This window comes from Pantoea sp. PNA 03-3, assembly GCF_003201175.1.
Classification (GTDB): Bacteria; Pseudomonadota; Gammaproteobacteria; order Enterobacterales; family Enterobacteriaceae; genus Pantoea; species Pantoea stewartii.
In genome coordinates this window covers 38879-62307 of sequence record NZ_QICO01000013.1, presented here as the reverse complement: position 1 = coordinate 62307, position 23429 = coordinate 38879, and the positions used below count along the sequence as shown (strand labels likewise).

The 23429-nt window shown below is 48.8% G+C and carries 21 protein-coding genes and 1 pseudogene; 14 read left to right on the top strand and 8 right to left on the bottom strand.

The window, feature by feature from the left end:
• Positions 1-777: 777 nt before the first annotated feature.
• From C7433_RS22195 to C7433_RS22185, 3 genes are all read right to left on the bottom strand, one after another.
• Positions 778-1644 carry a RepB family plasmid replication initiator protein gene (locus tag C7433_RS22195; RefSeq protein ID WP_019105437.1) on the bottom strand — a complete coding sequence of 289 codons (867 nt, stop codon included), beginning with the start codon at positions 1642-1644 and terminating at the stop codon, positions 778-780.
• Positions 1645-2021: 377 nt separating this feature from the next.
• A complete protein-coding gene (locus tag C7433_RS22190; RefSeq protein WP_105080085.1) occupies positions 2022-2225 on the bottom strand; it encodes an Hha/YmoA family nucleoid-associated regulatory protein in 204 nt (67 codons plus the stop codon).
• Positions 2226-2277: 52 nt separating this feature from the next.
• Positions 2278-2943 carry an SOS response-associated peptidase family protein gene (locus tag C7433_RS22185; protein ID WP_105080084.1) on the bottom strand — a complete coding sequence of 222 codons (666 nt, stop codon included), beginning with the start codon at positions 2941-2943 and terminating at the stop codon, positions 2278-2280.
• Between the two features lie 60 nt (positions 2944-3003).
• On the opposite strand from C7433_RS22185, the gene C7433_RS22180 reads away from it, so the two are divergent.
• The gene (locus tag C7433_RS22180) at positions 3004-3246 is read left to right on the top strand and encodes a DNA polymerase III subunit theta (protein WP_105080083.1); all 243 of its coding nucleotides are present in this window, start codon (positions 3004-3006) and stop codon (positions 3244-3246) included.
• A 15-nt stretch (positions 3247-3261) separates the two neighbouring features.
• Here the strand turns inward: C7433_RS22180 and C7433_RS22175 are convergent, their stop codons facing one another.
• The gene (locus tag C7433_RS22175) at positions 3262-3882 is read right to left on the bottom strand and encodes a hypothetical protein (RefSeq protein ID WP_105080096.1); all 621 of its coding nucleotides are present in this window, start codon (positions 3880-3882) and stop codon (positions 3262-3264) included.
• 161 nt (positions 3883-4043) lie between these two features.
• Here C7433_RS22175 and C7433_RS22170 point away from each other — a divergent pair, with 161 nt between their 5' ends.
• The 4 genes from C7433_RS22170 (at position 4044) to C7433_RS22155 (ending at position 6822) form a co-directional block, all read left to right on the top strand.
• Positions 4044-4568: a phospholipase D family protein gene (locus C7433_RS22170; RefSeq protein ID WP_105080082.1), complete on the top strand. Its 525-nt coding sequence runs from the start codon at positions 4044-4046 to the stop codon at positions 4566-4568.
• 54 nt (positions 4569-4622) lie between these two features.
• Positions 4623-5927, top strand: a complete 1305-nt coding sequence (locus tag C7433_RS22165) for a DUF1173 family protein (RefSeq protein WP_105080081.1) — start codon at positions 4623-4625, stop codon at positions 5925-5927.
• Positions 5928-6076: 149 nt separating this feature from the next.
• Entirely contained in the window at positions 6077-6535 is a 459-nt protein-coding gene (locus tag C7433_RS22160; protein ID WP_105080080.1) for an STM2901 family protein, read from the top strand.
• The gene (locus C7433_RS22155; protein WP_105080079.1) at positions 6529-6822 is read left to right on the top strand and encodes a DUF1493 family protein; all 294 of its coding nucleotides are present in this window, start codon (positions 6529-6531) and stop codon (positions 6820-6822) included. The genes C7433_RS22160 and C7433_RS22155 overlap by 7 nt, the downstream gene beginning before the upstream one ends.
• 159 nt (positions 6823-6981) lie before the next feature.
• Here C7433_RS22155 and C7433_RS22150 read toward each other — a convergent pair whose 3' ends face one another.
• From C7433_RS22150 to C7433_RS22140, 3 genes and pseudogenes are all read right to left on the bottom strand, one after another.
• Complete coding sequence (locus C7433_RS22150; RefSeq protein WP_105080078.1) at positions 6982-7863, bottom strand: hypothetical protein; 882 nt, start codon at positions 7861-7863, stop codon at positions 6982-6984.
• A gap of 622 nt (positions 7864-8485) precedes the next feature.
• A pseudogene (locus C7433_RS22145) lies at positions 8486-9100 on the bottom strand (recombinase family protein); the annotation flags it as partial.
• 21 nt (positions 9101-9121) lie between these two features.
• Entirely contained in the window at positions 9122-9469 is a 348-nt protein-coding gene (locus C7433_RS22140) for a hypothetical protein (protein ID WP_105080077.1), read from the bottom strand.
• A gap of 810 nt (positions 9470-10279) precedes the next feature.
• Between C7433_RS22140 and C7433_RS22135 the strand changes: the two genes are divergently transcribed.
• The 3 genes from C7433_RS22135 to C7433_RS22125 are packed head-to-tail and all read left to right on the top strand — an operon-like array spanning position 10280 to position 12940.
• A complete protein-coding gene (locus C7433_RS22135; protein ID WP_105080076.1) occupies positions 10280-11413 on the top strand; it encodes an FAD-binding oxidoreductase in 1134 nt (377 codons plus the stop codon).
• A complete protein-coding gene (locus C7433_RS22130) occupies positions 11413-12030 on the top strand; it encodes a hypothetical protein (RefSeq protein WP_233255819.1) in 618 nt (205 codons plus the stop codon). The genes C7433_RS22135 and C7433_RS22130 overlap by 1 nt, the downstream gene beginning before the upstream one ends.
• 22 nt (positions 12031-12052) lie before the next feature.
• Complete coding sequence (locus C7433_RS22125; protein WP_105080074.1) at positions 12053-12940, top strand: EamA family transporter; 888 nt, start codon at positions 12053-12055, stop codon at positions 12938-12940.
• Between the two features lie 161 nt (positions 12941-13101).
• On the opposite strand, the gene C7433_RS23670 is transcribed toward C7433_RS22125, so the two are convergent.
• Positions 13102-13275: a hypothetical protein gene (locus C7433_RS23670; protein ID WP_155683843.1), complete on the bottom strand. Its 174-nt coding sequence runs from the start codon at positions 13273-13275 to the stop codon at positions 13102-13104.
• Between the two features lie 409 nt (positions 13276-13684).
• Between C7433_RS23670 and C7433_RS22120 the strand changes: the two genes are divergently transcribed.
• The 6 genes from C7433_RS22120 to C7433_RS22095 all read left to right on the top strand — a co-directional run bounded on the left by C7433_RS22120 (position 13685) and on the right by C7433_RS22095 (position 23302).
• On the top strand, positions 13685-14794 hold the full coding sequence (locus C7433_RS22120) for an arginase family protein (protein WP_110268924.1): 1110 nt from the start codon (positions 13685-13687) through the stop codon (positions 14792-14794).
• A gap of 17 nt (positions 14795-14811) precedes the next feature.
• Positions 14812-15981, top strand: coding sequence for a JmjC domain-containing protein (locus C7433_RS22115; RefSeq protein ID WP_105088898.1), 1170 nt, complete (start codon positions 14812-14814; stop codon positions 15979-15981).
• Entirely contained in the window at positions 15978-16907 is a 930-nt protein-coding gene (locus C7433_RS22110) for a JmjC domain-containing protein (protein WP_110268923.1), read from the top strand. Before C7433_RS22115 ends, C7433_RS22110 begins: the two co-directional genes overlap by 4 nt.
• Positions 16907-17809 carry a GNAT family N-acetyltransferase gene (locus C7433_RS22105; protein ID WP_110268922.1) on the top strand — a complete coding sequence of 301 codons (903 nt, stop codon included), beginning with the start codon at positions 16907-16909 and terminating at the stop codon, positions 17807-17809. The genes C7433_RS22110 and C7433_RS22105 overlap by 1 nt, the downstream gene beginning before the upstream one ends.
• Positions 17802-19046 carry an MFS transporter gene (locus C7433_RS22100; RefSeq protein ID WP_146109465.1) on the top strand — a complete coding sequence of 415 codons (1245 nt, stop codon included), beginning with the start codon at positions 17802-17804 and terminating at the stop codon, positions 19044-19046. Before C7433_RS22105 ends, C7433_RS22100 begins: the two co-directional genes overlap by 8 nt.
• Positions 19047-19480: 434 nt before the next feature.
• Positions 19481-23302, top strand: coding sequence for a pcar (locus C7433_RS22095; protein WP_110268921.1), 3822 nt, complete (start codon positions 19481-19483; stop codon positions 23300-23302).
• Positions 23303-23429 lie beyond the last annotated feature (127 nt).

The window sequence follows — 23429 nt, the reverse complement described above, 5'->3', positions numbered from 1 at the left end:
GATGAAGATGTGTGCTGAAGGGATGTTATATTCCCCCCCTCGAAAATGTGCGCCTGAGGGGAGATGGATAAGTAATAAACAAATGTGTGTCCTGGCGGGAGACCTTTTTGTACACATGAGCAGGCGGAATGACCAGCATCCTTTCTTTTAGCGGCATCGGCACAGCCAGACATTACCTGGCAGGACAATAGGGCAAACCATTTCTTAACAAATCAGCTAAATATGTGTGCTGGAGGGACGGTTCCGCTCTCTGCTCAGAAATACGCGGCTGCAGAATCAACGGAATTGAAACTGAAAGTGTGCGCTGACGGGCGACAGGCGAAGTAATCCAATGCTCGGTGTGTGCTGACGGGTTTAGGACAGAAAAATGTGTGTGCTAGCGGGTGTAAATAACGCCCTGAGATGCCATTGTGTGTGCTGGCGGGTACCTCACATGCATTTTAAACACGAGTACATGTGTGCTGGCGGGCTACAGAACCATCAAGTTGCCCGGGTGAAAGATAAAAATAAAGCAACCGGTACTGATGTGTGTGCTGACGGGTAACAATTCTGTGCTTAAGGTGCGAAAATGTGTGCTGGCGGGAAACTCCCCATTTGAATGAACGAACATGTGTGCTGGCAGGTGCTAACTAACCATAAGGAAATGAACATGTGTGGTGACAGGCGGGTATTCACAAAAACCGCTGAGTATGTGTGCTGGCGGGTTCATCGGCCGGGACGTTGCTTCAGTGCAGGACACAACCTTGACGAACACGTATTTATCCCAACAGCACACACTTAAATGTCGGAAGGTTTCAGCTTGGGGTTACGTTTATGAATAATAACAAAGTTTTCGCGGGCTTTACGAACGAGCGAAAACTCCAGATAACCGATGTTCTGTAACTGCTCAAGCGCCTTTTTAATCGTACGGTTCTGTTCACTGACAGAACTGCTAAGAGAAAGGCGCTCGCGCAGTCTTGAGAAGCTGACAGGAATCGGGTTGGCAGGAAGACTTTCAATAAAAGTATAGATCGCCTGAGCGGCTTCCTTCTTTGGAAGTGCTTTGATGGCGTGGTGCTGCAAAAGGACTCTGTAGTCTAACTGGAACAACTCCCATAGTTTTTCATCAGCCTCCAGCTGAACAATATCTCTTTCAGCATCAAAATAACCCGTCTTCAGAAGGCCTGTCTGATAGCTTCCCCTCGCATCACTGCCGCGCTTAAAAGAGATTGATTTATTACGTAATTTTCCCAAGGACTCGTGAATGGTAAGCCGTAGACGGGCGTCAATTCGTTTAGCAGAAAATCCACACCCTTTGGCAAACTCAGTAAACTTCAGTTCGATCTTGTTTGATGCCAGACCATATTTACTGAATGCATAAATAACCCCAATCCAGACCTTAAAATCGCTGTCCATATTAAGACGTGGCCCAGAAATGTTAATGTGATCGTATCCCTCGGCCCGTGCTATCTCTAACTGAGAGAATAATTCAGATGCATCCACAACATTGTTTTCGCCCTGAGACTTCGTGGGTTTGGGTACAAAAACACCGAGGCGCATAAGTGCTACAGGCTGAACGGTGTTATTGGAATTAACTGTGAGTTGTTTGTCTTTACTGACCATGTCACTGTAAAGTGCATCACCGATAAATGACTCATCTTTCATATAATTATCTCACTTACTAGTCACAGGATCTTACTGTGAGTAAAGATCATCTCTATCCCAACAGCACACACATTACATCCCAACAGCACACATTACCAGCCCACTAGCACACATGTTTATCCCACCAGCACACATGTTTATCCCACCAGCACACATCTGGAACTGGCTTAAAGTCAGTCACCACAAGGCCTGAGAGATAGCGGGATCTGTTTGGAGCTATAAGGATCTTACTGGAATATTTATTGGATCGAGCCTGTGCACATGTGGATAAACGATCGTCTCTACTAACGCGCCTTCGGCTTGTTCAACTGGCTCAGCGAACACAAAAAATTTGTATTCGCTGAGCCAGTTCCTGATGAAAAGCTTTTATGGCAGGTTCACTCTACGAATTTCCAGACATGAGCAGGAACGCGGTCATAGAGCTTACCTGTGGCCAGTTCTGCCTTACGGTGATCGTAGGCACAGGTGATTTCATATTGTTCGTCATTGTGGTCTGAATACATCAGATGTTCATACACGGTTTCAAGCGTCTCCGCTGAACGGCAGCGGCGAAATTTCATGAGCCAGTCAGTTTTATTCATTTTTACCCGGTGAATTGATCAACGTTACTTCCGGTCTGGAGACAAAACGCATTCAAACCGGCTCTGTCAGCACCTTTCCCTGGTTATGTATGTTTCCTACTGCATTATCCACTTTATGCCATTTAAAGTCGCTCTCTGGCAGAGCACACTCATGCGCTATTTCACTGGCCCTTTCTGCACTGGTGTCTTCGCTCAGCCATTCCCTCACACTCTCAGGCTGCAGTACCAGCAGCCGCCTGTCATGAATATTGACCATTCCCTGATTACTTCCGGCCGTCACGATGACAAATCCCTCATGGCCATGATCCTGACCAAAGGGCGTTTTGCCGATCGCCGCGAAGAAAAGAGGCTGCCGTGAACGGTGATAAATAAAATACGGCTGTTTGCCCTCCTCCGTCCGGGCCCATTCAAACCAGCCATTCGCCGGCACGACGGCCCTGCCGTGCTGCCACAGCGGCTTAAACATTCTGCCGGAGGCGGCCGTTTCCCCTCTGGCGTTAATCAGCATGGCCTTGTGCCACCAGTCCGGCTTATAGCCCCAGAACACCGGATCAAAATGAAGCTGCCCTTCCCGCTGATTCAGCAGCATCACACGCGTTCCGGGCGCTCCGTTGTACCGCCCCAAGGGTGCACTGTCGAAAGGCAGTTCTTCCGGCGTGATACCTGCGACTTCGAAATACGCGTCTCTGCAGCTGTACTGCGCAAACCTTCCACACATAATGACCTCCGTCGTTATGATTAAGGATAGTGCGGTATACTGATCTCAGGAGGAGTTACCATGTCACATTATCTGGCCGCCAGAGACTGGGCCGGACGGGATAAAGTTAATTTGGACCTGGCCGCGTCAGGGGGCGCTTACCGGGGGCGACTCAATCTGCCAGTCATTCCTGCCCAGGTTGAGCATCAGCAACCTGAAGACCTGAGAGACTACTTCAGAGAAAGGCTGGCGTATTACCGTAACCTTTCGCTGAAGCTGCCGGGCGGAAACGATCCTGTTTATCAGAAAGAGCCAAAAGAATGATCCGGGACGGAAGCCTTAACCGGGCTTCCCGTCTGACTTTTCCTGCGCATGCTTTATCAGGGCGTTGATATTATCGGTCATCTGACGGCTTTTTCCCTGCCGGTAGTCCGGCCAGGGCAAGAAAGGATGCGAGGATTCGCCCATCAGCACTATGCCGGTGGGACAGCGCCATTCAGACGGCGCATCCGGGTGATAACGTACCAGTAAAGCCTGCGCGTCACAGTCTTCCTCACCCGCTCCCAGCAGCACGGGCGACGCGATGGCGGCGTCTTTCTGCGACACAAACCACAGACTGTTGGAGAAGATGAACGTCAGCAGCGCCGAGGCAATGAACGCGCCGGTGTACCAGAAACGTTTTACGTCGCGCCGTGCCAGCATGAACCAGAGGCCGCTCAGGAAGGCCGCCCCGACCGCTCCGGTCCACTGGGCCGTGATGGCCACCCTGTCCAGGGTGTGCTGTGTGATTTCCATTCCTGCTGGCAGGAACCCCGCCAGAACCGGTGAAACCAGCGTCAGGGGCAAAAGCATAGTGCCGGATGCCAGGAGAACGTTTCCGGCACTTACCGTAATGTCGGCATTACGGAAACGGAAGATTTCATGCAGGCTCATCACCAGCAGGAAAAGACACAACGTCATGTATAACACGGCCACCCCTTTTATGTTCTGACGCAGAATGAATCTCAGAGCGAGAATGCCTGCTGTATTAAAATAATATTTACTGTATCTGTGCGCTGTTATTCCGCGACGTAACAGGTGCATAATACCATTCAGTTATTTTTTCAGGAAAAGAATAAATAATGAAATTTATGCGGGTCAGTTTATTTATTTTGTCTGCCGTGTTCAGCGTTTCTGCGTCCGCAGGAGACAATATCGCCGTGGGCTTTTCACCGGGCGGAAGCGCGCAGCGCCTTATCCTGAATCTCATCGCGGGGGCAGGGAAAACGCTGGACGTCGCGGCCTACGAATTTACCAGCCGGCCCGTCGCAGATGCGCTGATAAGCCAGTCGCAGCGCGGCGTGGCGGTCCGGCTGGTTGCGGACGAAAAGGTCAGTCACGGCAGTCATTCGCTGGTCTCCCTGCTGGCATGCAGCGGGGTCCCGGTCCGGACGGACGACCGCTACAGTATCATGCACAACAAGTTTATAGTGGCCGACGGAATGAATACGGAAACCGGGTCGTTTAATTACACCTCGTCGGCTGAAAAGCGGAATGCGGAAAATGCGCTGGCAGTTTTTGATAATAAAGCAGTTGCTGCTGAATATAACGCGGAATTCGAAAGACTGTGGAATGAATCCACGCCGGTGACGTGTCAGGATAAATAAATGCGTGATTTCTTGTGCGGCTGCGAAAAATAATTCCGGACGGGGGGAACGGGCATGGCCAGAAAGAAAACCTACGCGGTGCATTTCCGGGGACAGCGCGGTGAGCGGGACGCCAGTGAAGCCTTCCAGCAGGAGGAAACCGGAACCTGGCAGCGCTGGCTGAAGCACGCCCGCGACAACAAGAAAACCACGGTGGTCACCTGCAGCTGCCTGCCGGCAGAGACCGACCCCGTCAGACGACGCCTGAAGGTCCACTACTCCCGGGAAACCGAACGCTGCTGGCTGTCCTCCTACGCCTTTACCGGCAATGAGCACAAACCGGACTGCCGGTTTTATTCGGTGTGGTCAGACGAACGCCAGGCGGAGATTTATCAGGGCGATGCGGTCCGCACCGCCGCGGACGGCACCATCGTGGTCAGGCTGCCCACCGGCCTGCAGAAAAAGGCACCGTCAGAGGTAAAGCCGGCTGAAGACGTGTCTGTTGATGAGCCTGTAAAGCGCAAACGCCGCCCCTCAATGCGCCTGCTGGGGCTGCTGCACCTGCTGTGGGAACAGGCCGGCATCAACGTCTGGCACCCCGCCTTCGACAAAAAGAAACGCACGCCCGGCTGGGTGAGCTGGCACCTGCAGCAGACGGCGGGCCGGATACGCGTCGGCCGCGTGCCGCTGGAGGAGTCGCTGCTGCTCATGGCCATGAAGGGCACGCCGCAGGTCGTGGCCAACCGGGAACGCCTCAGGGCGGCCGGAAAGAACAAAAGGCGGCTCATTGTGGTGTCCGTGCTGGCCGGCTGGAATGCCGCTGCTGAAGCCCGGCTGCAGTCCACGCTGCCGCTGGGGCTGTTTTCTGGTTTTCCTGACCTGGTGCTGCCGGAGGACGTGCGCCTGCGCCTGGAGAGGAGCTTCGTCCGGGAGCTGGGCGACTGGCGCCGGGGTATGAAGGTCGTGGTCATCGCGGAAACGGAGCCGCCGGAAACGATGTTCAGGCACACAGACGGGCGCAACCGGCCGTTCAGCTGCAGCACCGTCATCGACGTGGCGCTGATGACGGTCAGCCCCCGCTTTATTCCGCTGGATTCCGGCTTTGAGGGAATGGTAGAAGACCGGCTGTGGCAGGAAAAACGCGCCTTCATCAAGCCGCTGCGCTACGACGGCGAGGAAGACGTGTTTCCGGACTTTGTGCTGAAGGACGTTCCCGGCGTGGATGCCCTGCCCATGGAAGTCTTCGGGATGAGCTCGCCTGAATACCTGCAGCGTAAGCAGGCTAAAACTGACCACTACGATTCGGAGTACGGTGTAGGAGGATGGTGGTACTGGGAGGCTGCAGACAAGTCATCCATGCCGGCATTTCCCCCTGTATGAAACGGTGACCGCCACCAGAAGGATTTTAAGGGGGCTATCTGCAATTCCTGATTCTGTGCCAGACCGTCAGGTTGTCAGTCGTAACTGTCAGGGGTATCTTCACTCACACGTCAGGAAAACAGCTCAGTAAGAACTTATGGGAGCAGGCAGTGGACACGACTGAAGAACTCAATGACACCTATTTCTACGCGGGCAGACCGAACCTGACCGCCGGTGAACTCTTTTTCATCATTTTTTGTGAAGAAGTCGCTGATCAACTGGGTATTGATGACTTCGGGGCGATCGTCGCTATCCTCACAGGCCGTAATGTCCTGACGACCCGCGCCAAACCCCGCGATGCGGAAAAGGGCACATCCTATGCTTCACGTGCTGCGCGCAGAGTATTCCGTACCGCCAAGTTCCCCTTCAACATTCAGCTCCCAACCGTCGTAGGAGGATATCCACCGTGGACGGCGCGTATACGATGGACAAACAAGCTCAGCACTTTTATCGGGCGTGCGGTCCCTGTCGTGGGCTGGGTGATTCTGGCCAGAGATGTTGCCGATATCAGCTTTCACACGGTCAACCGGTACAACACCATCGCCCGTGGGGAGGATAAGTTATGGTAGATGACACCCAGGCGCGCGTGATGGCGCTCATTGAGCCGTGGAACGGTCGTTCCCTGCTGACGTTCCGGAAAAAAACACTTACGCCCGAGATGTCGCTCAATCTGGACATGAAGCTGGACCCGGAAGATGCTGCGGAATGCCTACAGAACGTCTTTGATGCGTTTGGAATGGATTCTGATCAGGTCATGTTCAGCCTCTACTATCCGAAAAACCCGCGTGAGGCCATCCCTCTTACCATCGGAATGCTGATCGAGTCAGCAAGGGCCGGGCGATGGTGCTATGACTGATTTGCAAGAAGCCAGAGACAGTCATAATCGTTGAGACATGAAAGCCTTTGCGGAAAACAGCCAGGGCCGATGATGGTATCGGGAGGTGGCAGGAACATTTGGAATGCATTAATTTCCACCTCCTGAGTGCTGTAATTGCAATGTGACCTGTGAGCGATATCAGGAATCATATTTCAGTAGGTCTTCCCTACTTCTGTTCCATAAGCCCATCAAATGATCTGAGTGTTGTCTAACCCAGTCTGAAAGTATTTTTAGTGAATGCTGATTGTACTTTTCTCCTTCGCACTGTAGAAGACTTCCATCATTAATAGCAAGAACATGCGCGCCGTTGTGATTTCTGAAAACAATCCGGGGAACAGCATCAGGTTCATTGCATATAACCAAAACTTCTCCGCCAGTAAAATTTTCTTCCTGAAGTATTTCGTTCAGCTCATTAAATTGCTGGGGTGTAATGGAATAGAGACCTACCTTTTCAAGCTCTCGACGTCCGTGTAACTCAAAGTCGTAAGGTACATAGACATCAGTTTTTTCCATAAACTCAATGGACAGAATACGCTCCACCGGTAATTTTTCAGTGTGAACATACCAAGTGTCATGCTTCAGTTTAGGACTTTTTGTCCACCTCATCAGTTCACGGTCAGAAAGGCTATCGATATTAACCCAGCCTGCCACGCCCAGTATCTTAGCCCTCAGTGAAGGCTCTCCATATTTGAGCATTATCTGTTTCATTGAGTAAAACGTATCTTGTTTTTTTAACCAATCCGAGTCTACAGTCAGGCGTATAAGTCTTTTATTATGGGTGCCTCTGACTGGGCCTTTAGTATTTGGACCTGAAGCTCGTGATATAAAATTCTTAGTGCTCTCGCTGAGGACTTCTGTACCATCCACTAAACCATGACCATAAGGTAATGGGGACGACGTGTACCAGCTGTGACCGTAAAGCATCCTTCCGTCACTCAAGTGAAAGTAGCCTTTACTTATTCCTCCCGCCGCCAATATGTTGTGTAACATTGCAACACCAGTGAAATGATATAACTTCATTTTTTATATCCTTATGTAATTCTGGCTGTTTCTGAATGATATTTCTCTGGTTTATGCCGACATGGAACCAGACAACGAACGTGCATCTCTGGTTGTCCACCTAGCCTCAATTCCTTTAGTATTGAGGGCGCCTGCAATACGCTCTGCCTGCTCACGACTGGCCACAGGGAAGCTGACAGGATGTGGTTCAAACCAGACCATAACAGAATGAGTCTTATTCAGTGAGGTATAAAGTGGACGAGGCTCAATTATATGCGTTATAGCATTACGGCCGTTCAGTTCAGGCACTACGCTGAAAACACTGGAAAGGTAATCATCAAGGCATTTAATGAAGGCTGGACGTACCGTTAAAAGTTCGGGGTTGTCTTCTGAACTGTTCCACTGGTTTGCCTGCCGCCTCAGACTGTCCAGAAGTGATAACGATTCATAAGGAATTTTTTTCCCGGTACTTTCACCCCGAATAGCGGACTCCAGCTGGTTTATTCTGGAAGACTGTTGCCTGATTTTCCGCATCAAATAAATACAGATAATCAGCATGGCCACAAACACACTGCCTGGCAAAATGGTCATTTCTGTCCCCTCTCTGCAATGCAACCTGATTTATGTTTAAATACTGACCGGATTTATCTGCCTTGTATATCGACCAGATGCGTTTTACCTGGCTTATGCTGCAGCCTGCCAGGGTGGCGGTCCGTTCAATCGTCATGCCGGATTCACGAAGCGCAATAATGCGCTCATGCGTTTTATTGTCTGGCCTTCGCCCTTTGTACTTACCTGACGCCTTTGCCAGCTCAACGCCCTGCCGCTGTCTTTCCCTTCGGGTTTCGTAGTCGTCACGCGCCGTCTGCAGGGCAACCTTAAGCAGCATATCCTGGACGGACTCAAGCACGATTCTGGCCACGCCGTCCTGGCTTATGGCCAGCTCGGACAAATCCACTATGCCGGGGATGGCCAGCTTTGCCCCCTTAGCCTTAATCAGGCCGATCAGCTGCTCGGCCTCCGTAAGCGGAAGACGGCTGATGCGGTCAATTTTTTCAGCCACGACCACCTCCCCGGGCTGCAGGTCGGCAATCATGCGCTGAAGTTCAGGGCGGTCAGCCCTGGCACCTGAGGCCTTTTCTTTATAAACGCCGGCGACATAAAACCCCCTGCCCCGGGCATCTTCAATAATACTGTTCTGCCGCGTCAGTTCCTGTTCATCCGTACTGACCCGAAGATAGATACGTGCAATCTGCATAGGTTTAGCGGTCCTGTCCTCTTAACGTAAATAATCCCTGAGCGCTTCCCGGCCGCCGTTGTCTTCAGGCATGACGCTCACAATCCTTCTCAGCGCGGCTTTATGAAGGGGCGTACTGTTCACGAGCGCCATCAGCTGCCGCTGTACATCTGTCGCCGAACGGCTGGCTGACGAGTATTTACGGGTTCTGAACAGACGGTCCCATAAGCCGATGTTCATCAGGCGGTTTGTCAGAACATACATGGCTGTAAGCGCCTGACGCACCTCAGTCTCCTCTGCTGGCAGTTCACCCTCCGCACAGAAGTCTCCTGGGGGACTGAGATAGGTTTCATCCAGTGGATGGTTCACTAAAGGGCTGAAGGGTTTCACTGTGACCTCCGGGAATGTTTTCAGTCCGGGCAAATGATGTTAACTGAGGGAGTGAAATTCCCTGTACGTCGTCCCCTGGATATCAATGTCGTCCCGTACCCTGATTTCAACGTAAGCGTCCGGGCTGAGAAACGCGATTTTTTCAGCGTGTTTAATTTCCGTCGTGCAGATGCGCAACCATTCCGGCTCTCCTGAAAGCAGAACGCCATACAGCATCAGGTTAACCTGATTGACAGTGGCCACATGTACAACGTGTTCGACCCTTCCCGAAAAAGTTTCCGTTTTGGTTACTGGTATGCATAACCCCTTTGTTATTAAGGTCTTGTTACGGTCATTTTGAGTATACCTTTAATGGCCTTTTTTTTATCAAAGCTGTATCTGAAATCCTGCTGGCGATGAAATTAAAGAGGTTTGACGGACTGAAAATCTGCACAAGCTTCATTTAGCTTCCGCTTTCAGGGTTGACATCACTTTTATGGTTTTTCTGGCGCTCATATTTCCAGAAAATGAATTATTTCAATTTATTTGGTCTTGAGATGTTAGGCTCTGTAAGCATGTTGATCTGAGGTTATGAGTTAACTCAGTCTGAAATTTTATTTTTTTTGTTAGTGTTTCATTGTTATTTAATTTTAATGAAATTTTAATTGCAATGTGTGTCTTATTATTTTTCATTGTAATCATGAGGTTGGTTTTTTTTGTTTGCTTGCTAATTTCTGAAAGTGATGTTTTATGAAAGTCTGTTAAAAATTAAATAGAAAAATAACAATATGTTCATAAAAATAGCGCTTCACCAAAAAAGGATAAAATAAAATGAACAGTTACGATGTTGTTCTTATCGGCGGGGGTATTGCCGGACTGATGTCTGCCTATAAGCTCTGTAATATTGGCCTATCTGTGGCGCTGGTTGAAAACAAACCTGTGTTCGCAGCTGGCCCGTCCACACGCAATGAAGGCTGGCTCCATAAGGGGACTTATCACGCGACCTCGATTAAAAACAGGCAGGAGGCTGTGCAGGTGGCTAAGCGATGTATTTATGGACACGAATACATACGTGAGTTTGCCCCGGAAGCCCTGGAGGATATTGACAAGCGGCCTCTCGCGTTATTAAAGGATGAATCGCGAGCGGATGAGGTTATTTCCCGCTGGAATGAAGCCGGCGTGTCCTTTACCCCACTGACGTTGTCAAAAGCGCGCAGCCTGGTTCCTGAAGCCGATTTTACTGAGACGAAAGCTATTTTTGCGGTCGACGACGTCAGCCTGAACACCCGCTTACTCTACAGAAAGCTGATCAGTGCTGCTCAGAAAGCAGGATGCGTATTCTACCTGGGGCATGAGATTACCGCGATCGAGGGCCAGACACTTCACCTCGAAAGCCTCTCGGGTGACAAAGCCGCAATAGCTGGTCAGCGCATCGTTTACTCTTCCGGTACCGGGGCCAGGGATTTATTTACCAGACATCATGACCTCGCCATTCCTATCAGGTACTGGAAAAGTCATCTCATCATCACACCAAGGCTCTGTGCAGAAGGCGTTTTTTATCTGGACCCGCATCAGGCTGCGATGATGCATCACGGCGACCACAGCATTGTGGGTTTCAATGAAGACGCTTTACTGTCGCCATGTGCCGATTATGAGGTGATTCATGAAAGAGCAGAAAATATTAAAAGGGGCATCGCTTCAATATTTCCCGGCTGGGACAGTCGGAATTCAGTAAGTATAGCCTGCGTCAAAGTGGATCTGCAGACATCCCTGAACTGCAACCGTTCACTCAACGTTGCCATCGCAGAGCCGGTGCCAGGCCATATACTCGCCTTACCCGGAAAAATGACGGAAGCCCCGTTTTTAACTGACAAGCTGGTCGCCTATCTTCATGACGCAATAGATAACGCTTCTGTTGCTATGCGTCCCTGTGATGAGTTCCGTGTGCTGGAGAAAATTGCGTGATGGACATTACTATTTTTAACCGTATGAGAAAAGACAGTGGATTTCTGACGCTCGACGAACTCGGTGGATTGTGTGAAGCCGGGAATATTATTTACGATCCCTTCTCGACACTTATATACAAGGACATAAAAATCGGGAAGGGAAACATTTTCTTCCCTAACGTAATTCTTGCTGGCAAAAACGGAAACACCCTTGAGATAGGAGATTCCAACACCTTCTACAGCAATACATCGATCGATGCCTCGGCCGGACCGGTTTTCATTGGGTCAGAAAACCAGTTTGGTGAAGGTGGCTTCACCGTTAAGGCTAACAGAACCGGTGCCGTTGTAAAAATAGGTAACCACGGCCGTTATCTGGGGGGCGCGTCAGTTTTTGGCGTCTCCGACCTTCAGTCCGGAAGCCAGATTCTGGGGCAGATTACCGTTGACAGCTGCACACTCGAAAGCGGCGGTGGCTGGCATGAGCCATCACCTGATGAAAGAGCCGGGCTGCTGAAGGGATTTGGTACAGCCCGAAACCTTAACATACCCCGAGGCCGCGTCATCAACGGCGCCGGACGCTTTGAAGAGAGCGGAATTGAACTGCAGTCAGTTTATCACCCAGTGAAAAAGGCCTGACAGGCTGAAGGACCGATCGAACATGTGGATTTATTACGGTGTTTCAGCCGGCGTTATCTTGGGTTTTTATGATTTCTGGACTAAAAAGGCCATGTCAGGTAATGGTCTGTTTCAGGTGGTTTTCTACAGTTCTTTTTTTGGAGCTCTGCTGTGGCTGCCCGTATTTTTGCCTCAGGTACAGGCGTTGAGCCCGCAGCTGAAAATAGGTCCTGTTCGTTTTACAGAGCAGTGGCCTATTCTGGTAAAGAGTCTGATGATGACCCTGTCTTGGGTTTTCGCTTATTTCTCTGTAAGAGAGTTGCCGATGTCCTTTTCAGGTTCCGTCAGGGCCTCAGGGCCGTTATGGACGCTTGCGGGCGGCAGCGTGGTTTTCGGCGAGTTCCTGTCCCCCCTGCAGTTCACAGCGGTACTCGTTTCCGTGCTCTGTTATTACGGGTTATCACAGACAGGCAAAAAGGAAGGGATCAACACGCTACGCAGTCTCCCCGTGGCCATGATGCTTCTTGCAACCATACTTTCCTCATTAACAACCGTTTTTGACAAATATATCGTTCATAATCTCGATATATCGGCTTATACCATTCAGGCTTATTCTTCACTTTACCGGTTTATCTTCGCTGCAGCGTTTCTCTTTGCGTTTATCCGGCTTGGGCGGAGCAACCTGCGTTGCATGTGGAGTCTGTACATTCCCCTGGTTGGTTTTTCATGGGTTATTGCGGAACTCATCTATTTTTTTGCAATCACAGACCCCGATGCTAATGTGACATATCTTTCGGTATTCAGGAGAATGAGCCTTGTGGTGGGGTTCATTCTGTCCGCATTATTCATCGGAGAGAAGAACTTCCGGAGAAAACTGGTTATCATCTCTCTTATTGTGATGTCTACCCTGTTACTGATAGTGAAAATTTAAAACTGTACAAAGAATCTTGTCACATCCAGGAGGAGCAATTTTTCCGGGTGCTGTAAGTGTATTTTCCTGGGCGGGTATCAGTAATGGTAATTTTCTGAACTCAGCCAGCAAAGCCCTGTTAATCAGCAAAGGAGCAGCCTGTCGGCTGCTCCTCTTTTTCATCAGTGACCAGTATCGCGGCGATCACGCCCTAATCCACCACCACCGATGTCGATGTGATTGTTACTGTCTTTTTTTACTTCCACAATGACATCATCGTGGCTGAAAGCTGACAGCTCAGCCGCGATCTTATCCAGATTATCTTTTTGTGACTCACCATATTTATTCAAGGACATACATACCTCCAATATTTAAAGTTGGTCAAACTGCCAGCAACGCCTGGCAGAAGAATTCTTGTATTGGGCCAGAACGAAAGTCAACTCATAAAGTTATGAAAAAACTTATTTAACAGCGTAAACAAAGTGCGCAAGGATAAATTTCTTTTATCTTCAGTTGAATAGTAAAAAATAAAGTTTAAAAAAATTTTTCCTTTTATTATTAATAATAAAACTAATTTAACCTGAACAAAATTGATAGGTTTAAACTATTAAGTTGGGATGGTTATGTTTTTTTTAGATGTAATTTAATAAGATAATCATGAGGTTATTGGTTATTTTTTTTGAGAAAAGTTGAATCGTCTGGAAAAGGATATTGAAATTACCTGAATATGAGGTAATTATTTTTTATCCATGGCGGGGGTGAAATATGCATGAAGATGATATTGTTATTAACAGAAATACGGTTATCAACGAAGAAGGTGACAAGGTTGAGCTCACGCTTAATGAAAGAAGAGTCAGTGTGACGGTCAGTGGTAAGCTGTATCAGCTTTTAAGAAAAATGACAGAACAGGACATAAACTTTAAAGACCTGCTTTCGACACACAATGCGCATCTTAAAGAAATTACTTCACTTCTGTACTTTAACGATATATTAATCTCCCGGAAGGACGATGAGTTACTAAAAGACGGCATTTTGTATAACCCTGCGCGAATACAAAAGGTGGCATTATCCATACCTGACACCCCGCAGGATCAGTGGTGCTTTTTTGGTGCCCCGGCAGATTTTGCATTAGACCCCCCCAGATCGCCGGCGCATGGCCCCTATATTTACCGTAAATTAGGACGCAACCACGCTGAAATGAGGGATGTTGGCGACATCGCTTATAGTACAACTGATAATATATACAGCTTCGGGGAGAAAATTCAGCATGTTGTCGCCAAAATCAGAGCGAAAAACAATAAAGCGATGATGTTCGGTGGCGATCACTCGCTGACTTATTTTTCCGTGGCAGAAACCGCGCGGTTTATCCCTGAACTCGTGCTGATACAACTGGATGCGCATTCCGATATCAATACCAGCACGGATAAGTCAAACGCGCCTCTTTACCATGCAAATTTTGTTTCAAAACTCATTGCTGATAACGCAATCAGGTCAGTGATACAGATTGGCGTCAGAGAGAAAACAATAAGATATTCAAGGGATTACCTTCAATCTTCATCCATTAATCAGTTCAGTGCAGTAATGAGCACCAGCGATAAAATAAAGCTTGCGTCGTTAATCGAGGGGAAAAATGTCTATATAAGTTTTGATGCAGACGTGATTGATCCTGATGTTTTTCCGCACGTCACGACGCCGCTGGATGAGGGGATGAACGAGGAAAATATAACGGATGTTCTGAGCCTGATTAAGAATTCATGCCTTTCCGTCGTGGGTGCCGATATCATGGAGTTCACCTGTGGTTTTGATAAAAAAGGAAATCCGTTTAACCATGAAATGCCCTTGCTGGATAAAATAATTTCTCTCATTATCAGCTGATAGATCAGGAGGTAAAGATGTGTGTAAGCATGTTAACCGGTCACCTGACAGAATTTAATATCAATGAATTCTACCATCAGGCAGGAGTTCTGACGGATCCTGGCGCGCTGCTTGCCGATATAGAGCATATTATCCGTAAAAGAAGGAGTATTTCAGAAAGCCTGCTCAATGCCCGTGTGTTTATTAATAATGGCACCCGTGATGACTTTGGTTACAGTGTGTCGAATCATCCCCCTCGCGAAGACGAGCGCCTCAGTGAATGGCTTGAGCGAATAACCGGCGCCTCCAGTTTTTGTGCCGTTATTAACGGGCTTAACGGATGGTCCGACTCTCTGGCACAGAAAATTAACCGGGATTTCAATAAAGAATGGGTTGAGAAATACGGTATTCCGAGCCAGGGGATTGATGTTTATAGCTTCATGGGGCGATATAGCCTGACACCATTTGGTATTCACAAAGATCAGGAGCATACGTTTCTTTATCACCTCGGCCCCGGAATCAAAAAAGCATGGGTGTGGGATCCGGCCATAAAAGACATTGCGCCGGTTGTGAAGTCTGACTCCTTTAATCTGAAGGAAACCCTCTCATGGGCGACGGAGGTCACTCTGCGCCCGGGGGATGCGCTGTTTATTCCTCAGAACTGGTATCATGTTCTGGAAAATCCCGAATTTTCCGTCACGCTGGGTATTGCTCCTTATGAAATGAAACGATCACAATTACTGACGTCTTTTTTGTCAGATTTCCTGGCTGTCCATGATACAGAGGATCCTTATATCACTCTGCCTCTGAGGGCCGAAGCTGACGTTAACGATATTATTACAGCCGTTATCCCTCCTGACTCTGCAAAAAACAGCCTCGGTGATATTGCACACAAAGGTCTGGCACGGCTAATAAACCGGCTCAAAAGTAATAGTTATTTCAAATATACTTCACCAGCCCGAATGACCGTTAACAGGCCTTATCAATATCATGGTGACATCGTCTTCGGTGAAACGGAAGGCAGCTCAACGCGGATATACCTCCGTGGAAAAGATTTTTTAGTCAGAAATGAAGTGGCGGACAAGCTGTTTGATCTTAAAAATGAGATGGCCAGATCTGGTTTCAGCTTTGAATTCCGTGATACTGACGCGGAAGGTGTTTTCAATAAGGTTATCACGCAACTGATCCGTACCGGAGTGCTGGTATGATTACCTTTCCAATGAATGAGCTGACGGCTCTGCTGACAGACACTGAACCTTTTAAAAAGGACTGCGTATTGTCAGAGGGAAATTCCTCCTTCTCTGAGGCTTTATTTAATTACTCACTTCACTATCTTTTTCGCGGGATCCGTCATCCTGAAAAAGACATCAAATTGCTCTGCTGTGGCGATGTCTACTATCCTGCCAGTGAGACGTGTACTGACGGAATACTGGGATTTTACACTATGGCCCTTATGCTGCTTCGTAAGCGGACCATCGTATTCAACCACCTCGAGAAAAGGATGCTGGAATACTTTTCTCTGTACACTTATCTGGCTGATAAAAAAGGGATCCTTTCACACTACAATATTTACTGGTCGCCCGCTGGCAGCACCGGTGCCGGTGCCCACACTGATGACCATGATGTGGTCATCGTGCAGCTCGCTGGTAAGAAAAAATGGAGGTTTGAACACGAAGACATCACGTTAAAAGCAGGCGATATTCTCTTCGTCCGTAAAGGCACGCTTCATGACCCGGTTACGGAAGACGGACACCAGTCGTTGCACCTGACGGTGGGGCTCGTTTACGGGGTGTCATCTTTCCCTGCTTTCCCCGAACCCGCGTCTGCAGGAGATCACCCTGGCGATGTCTCAGCGGTGACATTTTTCCGGAGTATAGGCAATCTGCTCGGGGGGGCTGAACTGGTACTGCATACGGGGCAGGATGTTTTATTGGATGAGGAGGATTCTTACATCCGGTTCATTTACAGGGAAAATGTCCTTGAATTAACGAAAGAAGTCTTTCATCACATCTTTGAACGCCGGAGCCTCACTAGTTTCTCTGCACGCCCCGGAGCTGACAGAAAAGACGTCATCAACCTCATTCTTTCTTTCTATAAAACAGGCATCCCCGTGGAAATAAAAGGAACAAGTTAATGCTTGATTACATGGTTGAGCAGTTCAGCAGGCTGCCTGTTGACTCCGGGTTACTCAGAAACGGCATGAAAGACTATATTGATGAACAGCTGCTCTGGTGTGAGGACAGCAATTTTTCATCAAACTTTCCTTTCCGGGAGACCGGCCTGCCTCAGGATTTTTTTCTTCAGAAAATCGTTTCCTGCGACGGTAATGACTACCTCACCGGTCCACGATACAGAGGCGGCGATTTGAAGAAGCCGTTCATTGATCTGGTCGCCAGCTCTGCTCCTCTGACCCGGCGGGCAATGGCCTCAATACTGGAAGTATGGCATCCCATGGGCGCCTGTTCAGTTCGCGTTCTCCGGCCCGTGTCTGAGGATACGCGTGGTTGTGCCGATCAGTTTTTCTATGTCGGCGAAAGCATGCATGAAAGAAATGAAGCGGTTATCAGCGGCCAGACTGTCTGCATTGAGCGGGCCTGCCCACAGTCAGCTGAGTGGTGCCTTCAGGCTCTGCAACTGGCCTATGCAGGGACGTATTCCCGCTATCCTTTCCTGAAGGATAAGGTGTTTCCTGCAGATGAAGAAGACATTCGCGATGCCATTAAGGATGGAAACCTGTTCATCATAGTTTATGAAGGGGCGCATGCCGGTTTTATCATCTGTGAGAACGGACGCAGGGCGTTTATATCAGGACTGTGGATCACCGAAGAGATCGTTATTCCGCGCTTTCGAGGAAAGCACGTTGCGGGTTCTGCACAACAGGCCTTACTTTCTTTTCTCAGCACGCTCCGCACACCGGCATCGCTGTGGGGAACCATTGAAAGCAGTAACCATCCTTCAATACGCGCCGCTGAGCGTGCCGGGAGAAAGCGGGTGATGGAATATGCTTTTCTGGATAGGGAAGATGTGCATGATTAAGAGCTTCCGGCAGCTTACGCTGTGTCTTTTCATACTCTTGTCCACACTCGGTTTCTGCCTTTATCTGGGTTTTTTTTCCTTTTATCTGGTTAAAATCAAAACCGACCCCCTTTTTATTTCAGTACTGATTGGTTCAACTGCGCTGTCTAGCCTGGCGTGGGGGCCTCTGGCCGGGCGGCTCATCGACAGGAGCCGTCACCGGTTCTTCTGGCTGATGACTGCGCAGGCGTGTTGTGGCTTTCTGGTTTTCGCTTTCGGAAACCAGTCGCATTTCAGTCTCGTAGTCACACCTGTACTGGTTATATCCCTTTCTCTCACCGTAAATTTTGCGACGATTATCGTTAATCAGTATCTGCTGCCTGAACTTCACAGGGATTATGAAACGAGTGTGGCTGTGGCGTCATATATCAGCGGGATCGCCGTTTTCGTCACCGGACTGGTGCTTGCCGCCCTTTATGACCGCTATTCACCCTCCCTGTTTTTCAGTGTGGCCTCCGGCTGTTTCCTCCTTTCGGCCCTTACTCTTCTTCCCCTGATCCGCGGTAAGAGCTGCGCCGGTCCGGATGAGGCTGTCCCTGAGACGGATAAAAGAGACTTCTCCGGGATCTATCGTCAGACTTTCCGGTGCCTTAAACGCAACTGGTTTCTTGCGCTGGCTATGTGCGTGATGGCGTTTACGGAGACGTCGTTTAATACCAATTTTGACGTGATTGCATTTTCACTAGGTACCACACCTTTCGCTGCTGTTTTTATTCTGGGCGCGATCAGCGGCGTTCTTGACAGCCTGGCTTCGTGGTTTTATCCCCGCTCGGTGGGGAAAACTACGGTTAACTTCCGGTGGCGTTTTTTTCTGTGCACCTTTTTAGTTATTTTTTCGGGAGCGGTCTTACTTACTTTCTGGGACTACGACAAAAAGCCGTGGTTTCTTCCCTCTCTTGCCCTCTGTCTTGAACTCACGGGAGTATGGTGGTCAATTTTTATTGCCGGTCAGGTCAGGGCTGCAAGTCATGAAGGTGAATATGGCCAGACCATGGCCGCATTCCGCGTTCCGCGTTCAGTGGTGACATTCTTCGGGATGACCACTATAGGTACAGCGTTGCAGTCCGGTGAAATTGCCTGGGTTTTATCTGCTGATACCGTCCTGCTTTTTCTTCTACTTGCCCTTAATGTTTATCTTTACTTGAAAAAAAATGCAGCCCGTTGCGAAATGGAGAATTCCGCTGCGCCTGTGGATTAAAGCCGGGAAGGCCCTGCACCGGGATTGCCGGGCCTTTACTCTGTGCAGAGCCCGTCAACGGGCTGACAGGGAGAATTCCTTGAGCACAGGAGTGCTGACTCTTTTCTGCCGGGATTGGTGTTATCGGTGTGCAATATCACGGGCGGTTTTCGTATGTAAAAGCTCTACCCCCGGTCTAACTTTCCCCTGAATCATTTAAAACGCATCAGGCCGTTCATCAGATTCGGTTTAATCCCGCAACAGTCCGGGATGCTGACCCTGATGACGCCTTTTTTAACGTACCGGCATTCGTAAATAGGCGGTACCGCATCCCTGTCTGATGCTCCTTCTCAATATATATGTCGCTGCCACCATTCGGGTGCTTTATTACAGTGAACTCACCAGGAAAGTGAAGATATACTGATGTGAATTACAAAAAATAATAAGGTGACAACATGCTTAAACAGCCAAGGCTGGCTGATGTTCTTTTTCACGCAGCCTCTCCGGAGCCAGACGAAATAAGTACTGCTGATGAGTATGAAGCGCTTACGCCCAGCATCATCGAGCCGCAGGAGTCGTCCACTTATACCGATGCACTAAACTTCGCCTGTTCCCGTGGGGATATCAGAAACATTGCCGTAACCGGTGCCTATGGTGCGGGTAAAAGCTCTGTCCTGCGGACATGGAAGGAGTGTCCTGATAACGATTTACGCATCATGACCGTCTCACTGGCTGACTTCGAGATGCAGTCCGCTCTGAGGCCAAAAGCTGAGCCTGCGGAAAAGGATGGGGCACCAAGCCCTGCCGACGATAAAAAAGCCGCAGCGGAAGAAAAAACCATCGAGTACAGCATCCTTCAGCAGCTGCTGTACAAAGAAAAAAAGAGTTCGCTTCCCTATTCACGTATTGAACGCATTACCGATATCTCTTCATTTCAGGTTGCTTCAGTAGCCGCAGACCTGCTTTTAATCCTGATTGTTATGCTGGCTGGCCTGCTCTGTCTCTTTCCGGAGTACGTCAGTAATAAACTTTCCCTGCCCGGGATGATCAGCCAGTATCTTATCGACAGGACAGTAGGGAGACTTGTTCTGGCCGGAGTACTGCTCTTTACCGCGCTGTTTCTGTCTGTCAGAAAACTTCACCGTATCGGCCTTTTTGACCGTCGTGTCAGCGTTGACAAGATCGACATGCTGAAAGGGGCCATATCAACCCGTTCCTCTTCCCCGTCCCTTCTTAATGTCTACATCGACGAAATTGTGTATTTCTTTGAGCAGACCGGGCACAACGTGGTGATTTTTGAAGATCTGGATCGCCATAACGACGGAGCCATTTTTATCAAGCTCCGGGAAATAAATCAGATTATTAATAACACCCGCCCCGACGACGAACCTGTCCGGTTCATTTACGCCGTCAGGGACGGGCTTTTCTCAACCGCGGAAGCCAGGACGAAATTTTTCGATTTTGTGATCCCGGTGATACCGGTCATGGACAGCGAAAATGCCGCAGAGCATTTCAGCAGTATGTTCAGGGAAACTGAACTCGGTGATCCTGACTTCACTAAGTGTGTCTCCAGCCTTGCCCTTTTCATACCGGATATGCGGATCATGAGGAATATTGCGAATGAATTCAGGATCTATCAGAATCTGGTAAACGGTGCCGGTGACATCACGCGCCTTCTTTCCATGATTGCATACAAAAATATATTCGCTGAGGACTATCACAGTATTGATGAAAAAAAAGGGGTTCTGTATTCCTTCGTCAGAGCCTTCGTATCCGGTGGGTTAAAAGAAGAACCGGTTAAGGAAAGGCTTGAAAAAATAAAAAAAATTCAGATTGAAATTGATTCTCTTCTCAGTGATGACGCTGGAAGCGTCGCAGAAATAAGGAGAAGCATCCTTTCTGAATATATCACACCAAAGCAAGAACCGACTTTTAAGTTCAGTTTTGTCGTGGGTGAATATTTTAGTTTAGATGCGCTTTCTCAGAATGAAGGTTTGTTTAATAAATTAAGGAGCGTTAATGCTTTATACCTATATTCAGGTGAAAGGGGAGGCAATGTTTTTACAATCAATCAAGCTGCTATTAGGGAGATAATGACGGGTTATGAGGACAGGAAAAACGCTCTGGATAAAAAGACTAATGGCGAAGTCATTCAGCTGAGAGATGATATTGACAGCCTTAATGATGAGATTAATGCGCTAAATCAAACCAGCCTGGTTGCTTTAGCCCGCATTCTGGGCCATGACGGTTTTTTAAAATGGGTTTACGTAAACGGTAACGCTGATGAGCCAACGCCGGGAACAGATAAAAAAAGGACTGAACACTTGGAGTTCCTCTATTTTCTTCTGAGCCACAGCTATATTGCGTCTGACTACATGTTTTACCGGTCGGTATTCAGGCCGGGCAGCCTCAGCCATGAGGACAATGAATTCATCAAGGCGGTCAGTATCGGCCGGGGGCTGAACTATACACTGGACATGCCGCTGAGGCAGGTCGAAAACGTCGCAGCCAAGCTGTTCAGTCTGGGACTGATGACGGATGCCAATGCCTGGCATCCTGACGTCCTGCTTTACCTGCTTGAAAATGACCTGAGTAAACTTCACCCCATCGTTCAGGTTCAGGCCGCAGATGACTGGTGCCTGGCTCAGCTCGCAGAGCATACCTTTAAAAAGTGGAGTATGCCGCAGCGTATTCGTTACGTTGAACGGATTGCTTCCACTAAAGAAAAGGCATTCGCGTTTGTCCAGCGTCTCTCTGAAATGAAAGAAAGTGTGGCCGCGTCTGAACTCCTGCTCTTGCAGCTCTGTTCTTCCCGGCTCAGGTGGAATCATGAAACAACCGACATGAAGCAGTGGGCGCGGTCCATCCTCGCCAGTAACGCCACTTTTCCTGACCAGGTGCCGGAAGGATACCTCAGCACGTTCATCAGGAATGTCACTGACACGCGTCTGCACCTTTCAAGGCTGGACGTGTGTGAGTCAGCGGAGGGAAGAAAAATTGTCAGAAGTATTGTCGATAACGGGCAGTGGTCATACTCTGCGGATAACCTAAAAAATATCTTCGTGATGCTGACTGACGGCGCGAAAACAGACCGTGAATATCTTCATAACTTTCCCCTGTCAGCCATTGAAGGGCTGAATATTCCGGCGCTTAAAACACTCGTGTGGAACAATATCAATAATTTTATAGTCGATTACTTTATTAACTCACAGGAACACTCCCGCATACCGGAGCTGCTCAATAACAATTCAGTCACCCCTGAAAGATGTTTTGATATAGTAACCAGAATGCAGTTCATTATCGACGAAGTCAGCGGGATTAAAAACCGATCAGTAATGTTCGACGGGACTGAAAGTAAGCCGGAAGGTAATGATTTATATTCTCTTCTCCTTGAATATTACCGTGTCAGTACAAACTGGAAACAGATGAGTTACCTGCTCCACCAGGAAGTTGTCTCAGTCCTGACCATCGCAAAATGGTTTAATGAAACTCACCTCGCATTTAAAGATACCAATATCCTTTCACATTCATCTGATTCTTCTTACCACCTGATGCAGCATTTTTTTAATTCTCCCGTGCTGAGCGAATCTTCCCGCAAAAAGATTCTTGCCAACCTCCATGTGGTGTTTCTGTCTCTGCCCGGGAATCTTCCCCCTGAACAGGTCGCTCTTATGGTTGAATACGGTAGGCTTGCACCGACAGCCGCGGTATTCACGGAGATCCGTGACACCTATACAGATAATGATGAGGGCGTGAGTGAAATACTGGCCAGTCTCGTTTCTCAGTATCCGGCTCTGCTCACAAACCATCCGCTGACGGTCCTTGTGCATGATGATGAGCCCGATTTTCCCCTGGCTGAGAGGCTGTTCAGCAATGACGAAGTCATGAAATCCGCTGGCATAAGTACCCTGAACTCGCTGTGGGGCTACGACCCTGACGTCTTTGAAGGGCCGCTGTTTATACCGGCAGAGTCTCTCAGGCACATTGTGCCTGCGCTGAAAAATGATGACCTGCGGCTTGCTCTGCTTTTGCAGGCGCTCAGCGCCGGGGAGCTCTCCCATCAGATCATTACGCTGGTTCTCAGCTCCCTTTCCGACGATGACTACCGGGTTTTTCTCAGTACCAAAGCGCACCGCTCGGTGCCTTACACGAAGGCCCTCATCAAAATGGCGCGCCTGCTGGAAAAGGCCGGGTTCATCCAGTCCCTAAACGTGAATGAAGCCCGTCAGCGCATCAGGTTTGTTCCACACTGCAGTTCAGCTTTCAGGCATCATTAACGGTTATTACCACAAATCCTGCATGCGGTGCTCAATGCTTCCTGTATGCAGGATTATGACTTTTAATACTTAAAACTGCCTTTAAGTCTTTTCTGCTGTCGTCTGAGTATTTACCGCCTGATTCACT